Origin of the sequence: Mucilaginibacter phyllosphaerae (genome assembly GCF_004378255.1) — a bacterium.
In the GTDB taxonomy this organism is placed as follows: domain Bacteria; phylum Bacteroidota; class Bacteroidia; order Sphingobacteriales; family Sphingobacteriaceae; genus Mucilaginibacter; species Mucilaginibacter phyllosphaerae.
The window spans coordinates 438,053-451,911 of sequence record NZ_SNQG01000002.1 but is presented as its reverse complement, the minus strand read 5'-3'; the positions used below and the strand labels follow the sequence as shown (position 1 = coordinate 451,911).

Here is a 13,859-nt window from a genome sequence, read left to right as displayed (position 1 = left end):
TCACTAATTCACTCACTCACTAAATCACTAATTATTCTAACGTGATATCCAAACCTAAACCTCTTAATTCATGAACCAATACGTTGAATGATTCCGGAACCGAAGGTGTAGGTAAGTTTTCACCTTTAACAATGGCTTCGTAAGTTTTAGCACGGCCGATAACATCATCCGATTTAACGGTTAATATCTCCTGCAGGATGTTTGATGCACCAAATGCTTCCAGTGCCCAAACCTCCATCTCACCAAAACGCTGACCACCAAACTGGGCTTTACCACCCAATGGCTGCTGCGTAATTAATGAGTATGGCCCGATAGAACGCGCGTGCATCTTATCGTCAACCATGTGGCCCAGTTTAAGCATGTAGATAATACCTACAGTTGTTTGCTGGTCAAAACGGTCGCCTGTTAAACCATTGTATAAATAGGTACGGCCAGATTCCGGTAAGCCTGCTTTTTTAATCCACTCCTCTACTTCGGTATGGCTTGCACCATCAAAAATAGGGGTAGCGAATTTTACGCCAAGCTCTTTACCTGCCCAACCTAATACGGTTTCATAGATCTGGCCAAGGTTCATACGTGAAGGTACACCCAGCGGGTTCAACACAATATCAACCGGGGTACCGTCTTCTAAGAAAGGCATATCCTCGTCACGTACAATACGTGCAACAATACCTTTGTTACCGTGGCGGCCAGCCATTTTATCACCCACTTTAAGCTTACGCTTTTTAGCGATGTAAACTTTAGCCATTTGTACGATACCTGATGGCAACTCGTCACCTACGCTGATGGCAAACTTATCGCGGCGGTAAGCGCCCAGTTCTTCGTTCACTTTAATGTTATAGTTGTGAAGCAAAGTTTTGATCTGGTCGTTCTTATCGTCATCAGTTGTCCATTTTGTTGGGTTGATGCTTTCGTAGTTTAATTCAGCCAGAATTTTCTGGGTAAATTTAACGCCTTTAGCTACAAACAGCTCTTTGTAAACATTGTAAACACCTTGTGATGTTTTGCCGTTAACAATCTCAAATAACTTCTCTATCAAAGTGTTTTTAAGATCCTTTACAGCTTTATCATGTTTAGCATCCAGTTTTTCTATCTGTGCTTTCTCTTCTGCCTTGGTGGTTTTTTTAGCACGGCTGAAAAGTTTGGTATCAATAACCACACCCGCGATAGACGGCGGAGTTTTTAAAGATGCATCCTTAACATCACCTGCCTTGTCACCAAATATGGCACGTAACAATTTTTCTTCCGGTGAAGGGTCTGATTCGCCTTTTGGAGTGATCTTACCGATCAGAATATCGCCTTCTTTAACCTCTGCACCTACACGGATGATACCGTCTTCGTCCAGGTCTTTAGTAGCTTCTTCTGATACGTTAGGAATATCCGGTGTCAACTCCTCTTCGCCGCGTTTGGTATCACGCACTTCCAGTTCAAATTCTTCAACGTGAAGCGATGTGAATATATCCTGAGATACTACACGCTCAGATATTACGATCGCATCCTCAAAGTTATAACCCTGCCAAGGCATGAATGCCACTTTAAGGTTACGGCCCAAGGCAAGCTCGCCATTCTGGGTAGCATAGCCCTCGCAAAGTACCTCACCTTTGGTAACCCTTTGGCCTTTTTTAACAATCGGCTTTAAGTTGATGGTGGTGCTTTGGTTGGTCTTTTTAAATTTAGTTAACAGGTAGCTCCTGGTATCACCGTCAAAAGAGATCAAACGATCCAGTTCGTTACGGTCATACTTAATTTTGATCTCGTTAGCATCCACATACTCTACCACACCATCGCCTTCGGCGTTGATCAGGGTACGAGAATCTTTTGCTACGCGGCCTTCCAAACCTGTACCTACAATCGGCGCCTCGGGGCGTAATAATGGCACAGCCTGGCGCTGCATATTAGATCCCATCAGGGCACGGTTAGCATCATCATGCTCTAAAAACGGAATCAATGATGCCGCGATAGAGGTGATCTGGTTTGGAGCGATATCCATTAGATCCAGTCTTTCCGGCTCGATGATCGGGAAGTCACCCTCAAAACGTGCTTTAACACGCGGCGTGGCAAATTCACCTTTATCATCATAAACAGCGTTAGCCTGGCCAATGGTTTTACCATCCTCATCCTCTGCAGATAAGTAGATAACCGGCTCATCAACCTGTACCTTACCTTCTACCACACGTTTGTATGGCGTTTCGATAAAGCCTAAGTTGTTAATTTTTGCGTGTACGCAAAGTGATGAGATCAAACCAATGTTTGGTCCTTCCGGTGTTTCGATAGTACACAACCTGCCGTAGTGGGTGTAGTGTACGTCACGAACCTCGAAACCTGCACGCTCACGAGACAGACCGCCGGGCCCAAGGGCTGACAGACGACGCTTGTGCGTGATCTCTGCCAGTGGATTGGTTTGGTCCATAAACTGTGATAACTGGTTGGTCCCGAAGAACGAGTTGATCACAGATGAAAGCGTACGTGCATTGATCAGGTCGGTTGGTGTGAACACCTCGTTATCACGAATGTTCATACGCTCGCGGATGGTACGGGCCATACGCGCTAAACCAACACCAAATTGTGCGTAAAGCTGCTCGCCAACAGTACGAACACGACGGTTAGACAAGTGATCAATATCATCCACCTCGGCTTTTGAGTTGATTAATTTGATCAGGTATTTAACAATCGCAATAATATCCTGCTTGGTTAATACTTTTGTTTCGTCAGAAGTATTCAGCTTCAATTTACGGTTGATGCGGTACCTGCCCACATCACCCAGATCATATCTTTTATCAGAGAAGAATAACCTGTCGATGATACCGCGTGCGGTTTCCTCATCAGGTGGTTCGGCGTTACGCAGCTGGCGATAGATATGCTCCACCGCTTCTTTCTCTGAGTTTGAAGTATCCTTTTGTAAGGTATTATATATAATAGTATAATCACCGCTGGTGGCAGCATCTTCCTTGTTCAGGATGATAGTTTTTACACCGGCATCAATGATCATATCAATATGGTCGTCTTCCAGTACGGTTTCGCGCTCAAGGATGATCTCGTTACGGTCGATAGATACCACTTCACCGGTATCCTCATCCACGAAATCTTCTACCCATTTTTTAAGCACCCTTGCAGCAAGCTTGCGGCCGATGAATTTCTTCAGGCCTGATTTGCTCACCTTTACCTCGTCTGCCAGTTCAAATAACTCCAATATATCTTTATCAGAATCATAACCTATGGCACGAAGAAGCGTAGTAACCGGGAATTTCTTTTTACGGTCGATATAAGCATACATCACGTTATTAACGTCTGTAGCAAACTCAATCCACGATCCTTTGAAAGGGATAACACGGGCCGAGTATAATTTGGTACCGTTGGTGTGGCGGCTTTGGCCGAAGAACACACCCGGCGAACGGTGTAACTGCGATACAATTACACGCTCGGCGCCATTAATAACAAAGGTACCTTTAGGCGTCATGTAAGGGATGGTACCCAGGTACACGTCCTGTACAATTGTTTCAAAATCTTCGTGCTCGGCATCGTTACATGATAAGCGAAGTTTTGCTTTTAATGGCACACTGTAAGTTAACCCGCGCTCGATACACTCGCGTATATCATAACGTGGCGGATCAATAAAATAATCAAGAAACTCTAAAACGAAGATGTTCCTTGAATCTGAAATAGGAAAGTTTTCGGCAAATACTTTAAACAACCCCTCTTTGTAGCGGTTGTCTGACGTGGTTTCCAATTGAAAAAATTCCTGGAAAGATTGTAACTGTACATCCAGGAAATCCGGGTAATCAAGTACCTTTCTGCTGGTTGCAAAGTTTACTCTTTGGTTATTATTGTTTGCCAAGGTGTTATAATTTAATTTATTAAACCTGTATGAGATGTGAGAACTGAGATAGGAGATTGGAGACTTAAATTGAAACCTGCTTTGATTATTTGATTACCAAGGTGGTCTCAAAATCTCAGATCTAATGTCTCTAATCTTTAGTAAAGTATATAAACAGCAATAGACCCCGACCAAAAATGGTCGGAGTCTGATGCTATTTGGTGTGGGGTTAAATTATTTAACCTCAACTACTGCTCCGGCTTCCTCTAATTGAGTTTTCAAAGATTGAGCTTCTTCTTTAGTTACACCGGTTTTAACCTCTTTAGGTGCACCGTCAACTAAATCTTTAGCTTCTTTCAAACCTAAGCCAGTTAAGTCTTTCACTAATTTAACAACTGCTAATTTTGAACCACCTGCTTCTTTCAGGATTACGTCAAATGCAGTTTGCTCTGCAGCAGCAGCAGGGGCGTCATCGCCACCACCAGCAGCAGGTGCAGCAGCAACAGCTGCAGCAGCAGGCTCAATGCCATACTCATCTTTCAAGATCTGAGCTAATTCGTTTACTTCCTTTACTGTTAAGTTTACCAACTGTTCAGCAAACGCTTTTAAATCCGCCATTTTATTTTATTTTTTTACTTAATTCTTTTTGTTTAAATCGAACTTTAAAGGTGTTCGTTAACCTCTTTCTTGTAATGTTTTTACAACACCTGCTAATATATTTCCGCCTGATTGTAATGCAGAAATAACGTTCTTGGCTGGTGATTGCAGTAAGCCTACTATCTCGCCGATCAATTGTTCTTTTGACTTTAATTTGGTCAAAGTATCCAGTTGATTATCGCCGATAAATACCGCTGAATCAATGTATGCTGCTTTTAAAACCGGTTTGTCACCTTTTTTCCTTAAAGCCTTGATCAGTTTTGCCGGGGCAGTTGCTGATTTGGAGAAAAGGATTGATGAAGAACCTTTTAATACATCATATATCGGGCTAAAATCGCCGCCGGCTGCTTCCATAGCTTTTTTGATCAAGCTGTTTTTTGCTACCTGCATGGTGATATCGGCCTCGAAGCATTGACGACGGATATTGTTTACTTTTGCAACCGATAGATCAGCCGTATCGGTAATATAAAAATTACCGTACTCTTTAATCTGATCAGCAAGGGCAAGAACAAGGTCGTGTTTTTCTTCTTTATTCATGATTAGATCCCCGCTACTGATTTAGTTTCAATTGTAATTCCCGGCGACATGGTTGAAGAGATATGTATGCTCTTAAAATATGTGCCTTTAGCTGCAGATGGTTTTAATTTAGAGATAGTTTGCAATACTTCTAATGCATTCTCGTAAATTTTATCTGCAGAGAAAGATGCTTTTCCTATTGAAGTGTGGATGATACCGGTTTTATCAACCTTGAAATCGATCTTACCACCTTTTACCTCAGTTACAGCTTTACCAACTTCTGGTGTTACTGTTCCTGATTTAGGGTTAGGCATCAGGTTACGCGGGCCTAATATTCTGCCCAAACGACCTACCTTAGCCATAACGCTTGGCATAGTGATGATAATATCAACATCAGTCCATCCGCTTTCAATCTTGGCAATATAATCATCCAAACCAACGAAATCCGCACCTGCATCTTTTGCTTCTTGTTCCTTATCAGGAGTACAAAGCACCAATACACGTACAGTTTTGCCGGTTCCATGAGGCAATGTTGCTATACCGCGCACCATTTGATTGGCTTTACGGGGGTCAACACCTAAACGTACATCAATATCAACAGATGAATCAAATTTGGTATTGGTTAATTCCTTTACCAGGGATGATGCATCCTGTAATGTGTATGATTTATTAGCCTCAATTTTGGAGAGTGCCGCTTTTTGATTTTTTGTTAATCTAGCCACTGTCTTTAACTGATTTGTATTAATTAATTATTCCAGGGAGCCGTACCTGATACGGTTATTCCCATACTGCGGGCAGTACCTGCCACCATTCTCATGGCTGATTCTACTGTAAATGCATTCAAATCAGTCATTTTATCTTTGGCTATTACCTCTACCTGTTCCCAATTTACATTGGCAACTTTTTTACGGTTTGGCTCGGCCGAACCACTCTTTAAGCCAGTTACTTCTAAAAGCTGTATAGCTACCGGAGGGGTTTTGATGATAAAATCGAAAGACTTGTCGACATAAACAGTAATAACTACAGGTAACACTTTACCAGGTTTATCCTGGGTACGTGCGTTGAACTGCTTGCAAAACTCCATAATGTTCACACCCTTTGCACCCAATGCAGGGCCAATTGGTGGAGATGGGTTTGCAGCGCCGCCCTTCACTTGTAGCTTTACCATCGCACCGACTTCTTTTGCCATTTTGATTTGTTTTAATTATAACTCAATGTTAGTAAGTGGAAGCTAAGTAACATTTAAGATCGTTAGATTTGAGATATTAGATTTGAGATTTAAGACTCTAACCAGGTTAATCAAACCTTTATTTTTTTATATTATTATTTAGTAATTTTTATATGACCTTTAGATGTTTCTCACTTCTAAAATCTCACTACTCACCAAACTTATTCTTTCTCTACCTGCATGTAATTCAATTCAAGCGGCGTACGGCGCCCAAATATCTTTACCATTACCTTCAGTTTCTTTTTCTCTTCGTTCACCTCTTCTATCACGCCGCTAAAGCCGTTGAATGGGCCATCCATTACTTTAACGTTTTCGCCAACGTAATATGGCACGTTCATGGTTTCGCCCTGTGCGCTCATCTCATCAACCTTACCTAAAATACGGTTAACTTCGGCCTGGCGTAAAGGGATGGCATTGCCTGCTTTATCACCTAAAAAACCAATAACGCTGTTAATGTTTTTGATGATGTGCTCCAGCTCGCCGTCAAGGGCGGCTTCCATCAGTACATAGCCCGGAAAATAGTTACGCTCTTTGGCAATTTTTTTGCCGTCGCGCATCTGGTAATATTTTTCGGTAGGTATCAGTACCTGTGGTACCAGGTGTGTTATACCTAACCTGCTTACTTCAGCATCTATATATTGCTTTACCTTTTTTTCTTTACCACTGATGGCCCTAACTACGTACCATTTTGTTTGCTCACTCATCTATTTATATATAATTAGGTTAGTGATGTATAAAACTGATTAAGCAAATAGCCGATGATCTGGTCCATACCAAAAATTACCATAGCGATAATCATTGCAGCAACCAACACTAAAATAGCGCTGTTTTGCAACTCTCTCCAGGTTGGCCAGGTTACTTTCTCGGTCAACTCGATGTATGATTCTTTAATATATTCAGCTACGCCTGCCATTTTATCAATTGCTTATGCACGGGAACAAGGATTCGAACCCTGATCAAAGGTTTTGGAGACCTCTATTCTACCGTTGAACTATTCCCGTGTACATTATTCCGGTAAAGGAAATTGTATTGTTTGCTTATTGTGAATAAAGTACCGAGACATTTGCCCCGGTACTTTACACAAAATTAACCGTTTGCTACCCATTTAAGGGTAAAGTAATTATGCTAATATCTCAGTTACCTGGCCAGCACCTACTGTTCTGCCACCTTCACGGATAGCGAAACGTAAGCCTTTTTCCATAGCGATAGCGTTGATCAGCTTTACAGTGATGGTAACGTTGTCACCCGGCATAACCATTTCTACACCTTCTGCTAAGGTGATTTCACCTGTAACGTCTGTTGTACGGAAATAGAACTGAGGGCGGTATTTGTTAAAGAACGGCGTATGACGGCCACCTTCTGCTTTTGATAATACGTAAACCTCTGCTTTAAAGTCAGTGTGTGGGTTTACCGAACCTGGTTTGCAAATAACCATACCACGGCGGATATCAGTTTTTTCAATACCACGTAATAATAAACCTACGTTGTCACCAGCTTCGCCACGGTCAAGGATCTTACGGAACATCTCAACACCTGTTACGGTTGATTTTAAGTTCTCGGCACCCATACCTAATATATCAACCTGCTCACCAGAGTTGATCACACCACGCTCGATACGGCCTGTTGCAACAGTACCACGACCGGTGATCGAGAATACGTCCTCAACCGGCATCAGGAATGGAAGGTCAGTTAAACGCGGAGGAATTGGGATGTAGCTATCTACAGCATCCATTAACTCCATAATTTTTGCAACCCAGGTAGCATCGCCGTTAAGACCGCCTAATGCAGAACCTTGGATAACAGGAATATCATCACCAGGGAAATCGTAGAATGATAATAATTCGCGGATCTCCATTTCAACTAATTCTAATAATTCAGGATCATCAACCATATCCACTTTGTTCATGAATACAACCAATGAAGGTACACCTACCTGGCGTGCAAGCAGGATGTGCTCACGAGTTTGAGGCATCGGGCCATCTGTAGCAGCAACCACAATGATTGCACCGTCCATCTGGGCAGCACCTGTAACCATGTTTTTCACATAATCCGCGTGACCCGGGCAGTCAACGTGTGCATAGTGACGGTTTGCAGTTGAATACTCAACGTGAGCGGTATTAATGGTAATACCACGCTCTTTTTCTTCAGGAGCAGAGTCAATTGAATCAAATGAACGCGCTTCTGATAAACCAGCGTCAGCCAATACTTTAGTTATAGCTGCGGTAAGGGTTGTTTTACCGTGGTCAACGTGACCGATTGTACCGATGTTTAAGTGCGGTTTACTGCGGTCAAACTTTTCTTTTGCCATGATTATTTTTTTATTTGTAGGTTAATTTATTTAAACGTATAGTACTTTGTTAAAAGTATCTGAGCCAACAATGGGATTTGAACCCATGACCTCTTCCTTACCAAGGAAGTGCTCTACCCCTGAGCTACGTCGGCTTATATTGTTCATTGGTTCACTCGTTGCTTTGTTCACTGGTATTTTCGGCTTTCATTAATGAACAAATGAACTAACCTACTAATGAACCAACCGAGCGGAAGACGAGGTTCGAACTCGCGACCTATAGCTTGGAAGGCTATCGCTCTACCAACTGAGCTACTTCCGCATCTTTTTAAACTCTAAAACACTAAACTCTAAACCCTAAAACAATTTTTAGAATTTAGAATTTAGCAATTAGTATTTAAAAGTGGGGGGAGAAGGATTCGAACCTTCGTAGCCGAAGCAACGGATTTACAGTCCGTCCCATTTGACCGCTCTGGTATCCCCCCAATTGTTGATTTCGGATCTGTTATGCTTAATTGGAAGCTAAACACACCATTTCCGAAATTAACAGAGCCTCCTATCGGGATCGAACCAATGACCTACTGATTACAAGTCAGTCGCTCTACCAGCTGAGCTAAGGAGGCTTAAATTGTTTACCACTACCTTGTTACCTTTACAGGCTGATGGGTTTTGGCTGCAAATTAATTTGCGCTGTTATTTTTCTTTTTAAAGAACCACCCCTTTCTTTGTTTGTGAGATGTGATTAAGACCTCTCCGAAAGGGATTGCAAATCTACAAAAATTTAAACCTCTTCAAAATTTTTTTACAAAAAAAATCGGCAGGCTTTAAACCTGCCGATCCCGGCTTTAAATTAACCGCCGTATATGCTTAAAAATCATCCTCTTCCGAAACAAGGGCTGCTTTTTTAGCAGCTTCGGCAGCAATAGATTTTTTTGTTTTGTGCTTTTCAATTTGCTTGCGCAGGCTCTCAACCACCAAATCTGTGGCCTCTTCAAATGTTTTACACTTCTCTTTTGCAAAAATTTGATTGCCCGGCAGCAGTAGTTTTATCTCTGATATTTTGTTGGCCTCATCCTCTACGTTCTCCAGCTTCAGATAAACCTCACCGCTGATGATGTGGTCATAAAACGTCTCCAGCTTGTCTACCTTCTTTTGTATAAAATCCAGCAACTTCTTGTCTGCAGTAAAGTGAATAGATTGCACTGTAATTTTCATTTTTCCTCCTTTTTATCCCTTTGGATGGGCTTGTTTATAAATAGATTTAAGTCGTTCTACTGAATTGTGCGTGTAAATTTGTGTGGCGCTAAGGTTAGCATGGCCAAGCAATTCTTTTATTGAATTTAAATCGGCCCCGTTATTGAGCAGGCTGGTTGCAAACGTATGCCTTAACACATGCGGGCTTTTTTTATCCTGGGTTGATATGTTTGAAAGGTATTTTTGCACAGTTAAATATATAAGCTTCGGATATGCATCTGCTCCTTTATCTGTAACGAGTAATGTTAAAGAATTGTTATTAAAATTTTCACTTTTCTTTGCCTCCATGTATCGCTTTAACAGTTGTACAAGCTCGGTATTAAGGGGTATTATCCTCTGTTTGTTGCGTTTACCTAAAACTTTTATGGTGCCTTCGTAAAAATTAATATCCCCCTCTTTAAGGCCGGTAATTTCGGCAAGCCGCATCCCGGTGCCAAAAAGCATCTCGATGATCAGCTTATCGCGCAGGCCGGCAAAGTTTTCTGCAAAAACAGGTTCGTTCTCTTTATCCAGCTTACCATCCAGCATACCGGTTAGTTTATCGCCGCTAATAACTGTTGGCAGGCTTTTAGGCACCTTTGGGGCGCTGATGCGCGATGCGGGGTTGGCCGTAACGATCGCTTCCTGCAATAAAAATTTAAAATACTTGCGCAGGGTGGCAACCTTGCGGTTTACAGAACGCGCCAGCAGCTTGTTATCCATCAGTGTGGCCATCCAGTTGCGGATATCATGATGGGTAATTTGTGAAGGGTGTGAAAATTGCGGGGCGGTGCCGGGCGGGTTTAAAAAGAGCATAAACTGCTCCAGATCGCTCTCATAGGCTGATACCGTATGGGGCGAATAGCGTTTCTCGTGCCTGATGTATTGTATAAACCTGTCTGAAAACATAAAAACTATTTGAACACCCAATGAATTGAATGTACAAATAGTTTTTTTATGGTGACAAGAAAATATGTAAAATTCTTTTTAGCCAGAATTATACAGTAGTTTCCAGATTCATGTTCTGCTTGTAGATAGCGTGTTTAATTTCGTGCCTACGAGATACAGATTTTTTTTCGAAAGCCTGGCGACTGCGCAGTTCTCTTAAAACACCTGTTTTTTCAAATTTCTTTTTAAAGCGTTTTAATGCTTTATCCAATGATTCGCCGTCTTTTACGTTGATAATGATCATAATCCCAAATACCTCCTTTCAGGGACGTCAAAGGTAAGAAAATACTTTTAATTCTGAAATACAATATTTTATAATTTTTTATACCGGTTAAAGTATTATGGCTTAAGCGGCTGCGGCGCACGTTTATCTGGCGGCAGGGCGATGTACTTTTTGTAGCTATCATTTATATAGGCCACTATAGATTCGCGGTTGTTGCTGCGCAGAAAGGCATAGTTGGGGCGATACAGCGTCATAAAGTTTTCCAGCTCGGTGCCTTTTAGGGGTACCAGGCTGCCTACATAAGCCGGGCTAAACGCTGCATCAATGGCGCGCTGCTCAGACTCGCGCTGAAAGTACTTTTTTAAACGGCGGGCTTTTTTACCCTCGCCGCTAAACCAGGTAGATGGCGAAAAAACATACACCTTGCTCTTCTCATACACTTCGGGATATTCTGCCCTGGGGTTAAAGGCCGTGCGGGTGGCCGTAATGTTTACAGCCCTCAGCGCAATGGTTTGTGTAGCCAGCATGATCTTTTTCGGCATCAGATCGATCAGGTACAGCGTATCCGACTGGTAGCCGGGGGAGTTGAATATCAGCGTATGCCCTACCGCCGCCCGGATGGTAAAGTTTCCGTTTTTATCGGTAATGCTTACCTGCCTGCTGTTATTATCGCGTATAAAAACATCACTAAGGCGGGTATTGGTGCCCTCTTCGTAAACGGTGCCTTTAAAGGTTGTTTGCGCGGCAGCTACCGATACGATAAACGATAGTATCAAGATAACGGAAAGTATTTTTTTCATGGCTGATGTTTTAGCTGAATAGTTTAACCCGCTTGGGTTGTTAAAGGTTTCAATTTTAACATTAAATGCAACAAAAAACCCGGCCTAAACCGGGTTTTTATTAATCATGTTACTTTTTCCAAACGTTATTGTCGGGGTTATAGTCGGGCAATACCTTGTCAGGGTCATAAGTTACCGATTGAATTTCTTCTGTAGACGGGTACTTAACTGTAAAGCTGGTATTACGCTCCCAGATCTCTACAGGCAGTTTAAGGCGTTCCACCTTGCCGCTTACGGTCTTAATTTCCAGTATGGCAGGCATTACCAGTTTATCCAGGTTATCAAGGGTTATCAACGCACCTTTGGCAGGGTCGTTATTAACGTATTTAACACCGCTTACACCAACATCCAGTCGCCAGTTGTTTACAAACCAGCCTCTCCAAAACCAGTTCAGGTTTTCGCCGGCTGCATTTTCTATCGTACGGAAAAAATCATCGGGTGTTGGGTGCTTAAACGCCCAGCGCGCAATATAAGTACGGAATGCAAAATCAAAACGCTCGGGGCCTAAGATCTGCTCGCGTAATAAAGTTAAGCCCATACCCGGCTTAAAATATAACAGCCATCCGGTGTTAGCTTCTTTCAGGTTTTCGGGAGTGCTTAAAACAGGCTCAAGTTCGGGCCTGGTAAGGTATGCGCCAACCTGCTGCATATCGCGTTTTTTGCTGGCATACTCACCTTTATTAAAATCGGCGGTAGTTAGGGTGTTGATGAACGTATTAAAACCTTCGTCCATCCAGCCGTACAAACGCTCGTTAGAGCCTACGATCATCGGGAACCAGGTATGGCCAAACTCGTGGTCGTTAACCCCCCATAGCTGATCTTTTTTTGCCTTATACCCACAAAATACTATACCGGGGTACTCCATTCCACCCACAACACCTGCAACTGCGGTGGCGGCAGGATAAGGATATTCGAACCATTTTTGCGAGTTAAATTCGATCGATTTTTTAACATACTCGGTAGAGCGGCCCCATGCGCTGTTGCCATCGCTTTCTACCGGGTAGGCAGATATAGCAGTAGACTTTTTACCGCTTGGCAAATTCATTTTTGCGGCATCTACAATAAATGATGCTGATGACCCCCAGGCGGCATCACGTGCATTTTTTATTTTAAAGTGCCAGGTAAGCTCTTTTTTACCGGCCGGGCGTGATGACGCTTCGGTAACCTCGCTTGCAGAACGGATAACTACCGTTTGCTCGCTTTTTTCGGCCTGTGCCCAACGCTTCAACTGCTCGGGCGTATAAACATCCTGCGGGTTCTGCAACTCGCCGGATGCAACCACGATATGGTTTGCAGGGGCGGTAATGCTCAGGTCGAAATCACCGTATTCCAGGTAAAACTCGGCAGGGCCGGTATAGGGCACCGCATTCCATCCCATAATATCATCATAAACATACATGCGCGGATACCACTGGGCCACGGTGTAAATTTTACCGTTTTTGGTGTTCAGGATGCCGGTACGGTCAGACCCATACTCGGGCACCACGAATGAATATTCGATATTCAGTTTTACCTGGCCGCCGTTGGGGTTAACAGCCGATGGTAAAAAGATCTGCATCCGGGTATCTTCGATCAAAAATTTAACCGGGGTATCCCCTACCTTAACAGATTTGATCTTGTAACCTGCATTGGGGTTTGCTGCCCGCCCGCCGGTGCCGTTACGGCTGCCGCTTGGGGGGATGATAGCCGATCCGCGCGAATCCGACTTAAACAAGTTCTGATCTAACTGCATCCACAAAAAATCCAGTTTCTGCGGGCTGTTATTGGTATAGGTTAATGCTTCGGCACCGGTTACCTCGTTAGTTTGGTCGTTCAGGGTTGCTGATAGCTGGTAATCGGCCCGGTTTTGCCAGTATCTTGGCCCAGGCTGCCCATCCGCCGCGCGAAACTCCGAACCATTTTTGGTGTAGAAGAACGGGGCAAATGCTTCGTGATAGTTATAGTTGCTAACCGGTGGCTGCTGCTGGGCCTGGCTTATGTTGCCAATAGCCACAATGGCCAGCGTAAAACCGGCAATCAATCTCAATTTCATAATTTTATAATGATTTGGTAAAAACAGGGCAATAATACAAATTATAGCTTTGAGTATCTCAGCAAATTATAAACTGTAATAA

13 protein-coding genes and 5 tRNA genes are annotated in these 13,859 nt (G+C 43.0%); all 18 read right to left on the bottom strand.

Annotation, left to right across the window (positions count from 1 at the left end; genetic code table 11):
• Positions 1 to 31: 31 nt before the first annotated feature.
• The gene (gene rpoB / locus E2R65_RS06865; RefSeq protein ID WP_134335738.1) at positions 32 to 3,835 is read right to left on the bottom strand and encodes a DNA-directed RNA polymerase subunit beta; all 3,804 of its coding nucleotides are present in this window, start codon (positions 3,833 to 3,835) and stop codon (positions 32 to 34) included.
• Positions 3,836 to 4,048: 213 nt separating this feature from the next.
• The gene (gene rplL / locus E2R65_RS06860) at positions 4,049 to 4,432 is read right to left on the bottom strand and encodes a 50S ribosomal protein L7/L12 (RefSeq protein WP_067061371.1); all 384 of its coding nucleotides are present in this window, start codon (positions 4,430 to 4,432) and stop codon (positions 4,049 to 4,051) included.
• Between the two features lie 57 nt (positions 4,433 to 4,489).
• Complete coding sequence (gene rplJ / locus E2R65_RS06855) at positions 4,490 to 5,008, bottom strand: 50S ribosomal protein L10 (RefSeq protein ID WP_134335737.1); 519 nt, start codon at positions 5,006 to 5,008, stop codon at positions 4,490 to 4,492.
• 2 nt (positions 5,009 to 5,010) lie between these two features.
• Positions 5,011 to 5,709 (bottom strand): 50S ribosomal protein L1, encoded by a 699-nt coding sequence (gene rplA, locus E2R65_RS06850; protein ID WP_134335736.1) that lies wholly within the window; start codon positions 5,707 to 5,709, stop codon positions 5,011 to 5,013.
• Between the two features lie 23 nt (positions 5,710 to 5,732).
• Positions 5,733 to 6,176 (bottom strand): 50S ribosomal protein L11, encoded by a 444-nt coding sequence (rplK, locus tag E2R65_RS06845; RefSeq protein WP_134335735.1) that lies wholly within the window; start codon positions 6,174 to 6,176, stop codon positions 5,733 to 5,735.
• 200 nt (positions 6,177 to 6,376) lie between these two features.
• Entirely contained in the window at positions 6,377 to 6,919 is a 543-nt protein-coding gene (nusG, locus tag E2R65_RS06840) for a transcription termination/antitermination protein NusG (RefSeq protein WP_134335734.1), read from the bottom strand.
• Between the two features lie 14 nt (positions 6,920 to 6,933).
• Positions 6,934 to 7,128 (bottom strand): preprotein translocase subunit SecE, encoded by a 195-nt coding sequence (secE, locus tag E2R65_RS06835; protein ID WP_134335733.1) that lies wholly within the window; start codon positions 7,126 to 7,128, stop codon positions 6,934 to 6,936.
• A gap of 17 nt (positions 7,129 to 7,145) precedes the next feature.
• Positions 7,146 to 7,216: transfer RNA gene (locus E2R65_RS06830), tRNA-Trp, on the bottom strand.
• Positions 7,217 to 7,335: 119 nt separating this feature from the next.
• On the bottom strand, positions 7,336 to 8,523 hold the full coding sequence (gene tuf / locus E2R65_RS06825; protein ID WP_134335732.1) for an elongation factor Tu: 1,188 nt from the start codon (positions 8,521 to 8,523) through the stop codon (positions 7,336 to 7,338).
• 62 nt (positions 8,524 to 8,585) lie between these two features.
• Positions 8,586 to 8,657 (bottom strand) — tRNA-Thr (locus tag E2R65_RS06820).
• Positions 8,658 to 8,751: 94 nt separating this feature from the next.
• A tRNA-Gly gene (locus tag E2R65_RS06815) sits at positions 8,752 to 8,824 on the bottom strand.
• Positions 8,825 to 8,906: 82 nt separating this feature from the next.
• Positions 8,907 to 8,987, bottom strand: a tRNA-Tyr gene (locus tag E2R65_RS06810).
• 65 nt (positions 8,988 to 9,052) lie between these two features.
• Positions 9,053 to 9,125, bottom strand: a tRNA-Thr gene (locus E2R65_RS06805).
• Positions 9,126 to 9,369: 244 nt separating this feature from the next.
• Positions 9,370 to 9,717 carry a ribosome hibernation-promoting factor, HPF/YfiA family gene (hpf, locus tag E2R65_RS06800; RefSeq protein WP_134335731.1) on the bottom strand — a complete coding sequence of 116 codons (348 nt, stop codon included), beginning with the start codon at positions 9,715 to 9,717 and terminating at the stop codon, positions 9,370 to 9,372.
• Between the two features lie 12 nt (positions 9,718 to 9,729).
• Positions 9,730 to 10,644: a tyrosine-type recombinase/integrase gene (locus E2R65_RS06795; RefSeq protein ID WP_134335730.1), complete on the bottom strand. Its 915-nt coding sequence runs from the start codon at positions 10,642 to 10,644 to the stop codon at positions 9,730 to 9,732.
• Between the two features lie 88 nt (positions 10,645 to 10,732).
• Positions 10,733 to 10,927: a 30S ribosomal protein S21 gene (rpsU, locus tag E2R65_RS06790; protein WP_121246023.1), complete on the bottom strand. Its 195-nt coding sequence runs from the start codon at positions 10,925 to 10,927 to the stop codon at positions 10,733 to 10,735.
• A gap of 95 nt (positions 10,928 to 11,022) precedes the next feature.
• Positions 11,023 to 11,706 carry a peptidase associated/transthyretin-like domain-containing protein gene (locus tag E2R65_RS06785; protein WP_134335729.1) on the bottom strand — a complete coding sequence of 228 codons (684 nt, stop codon included), beginning with the start codon at positions 11,704 to 11,706 and terminating at the stop codon, positions 11,023 to 11,025.
• Positions 11,707 to 11,815: 109 nt separating this feature from the next.
• A complete protein-coding gene (locus E2R65_RS06780) occupies positions 11,816 to 13,777 on the bottom strand; it encodes a M1 family metallopeptidase (RefSeq protein ID WP_134335728.1) in 1,962 nt (653 codons plus the stop codon).
• Positions 13,778 to 13,859 lie beyond the last annotated feature (82 nt).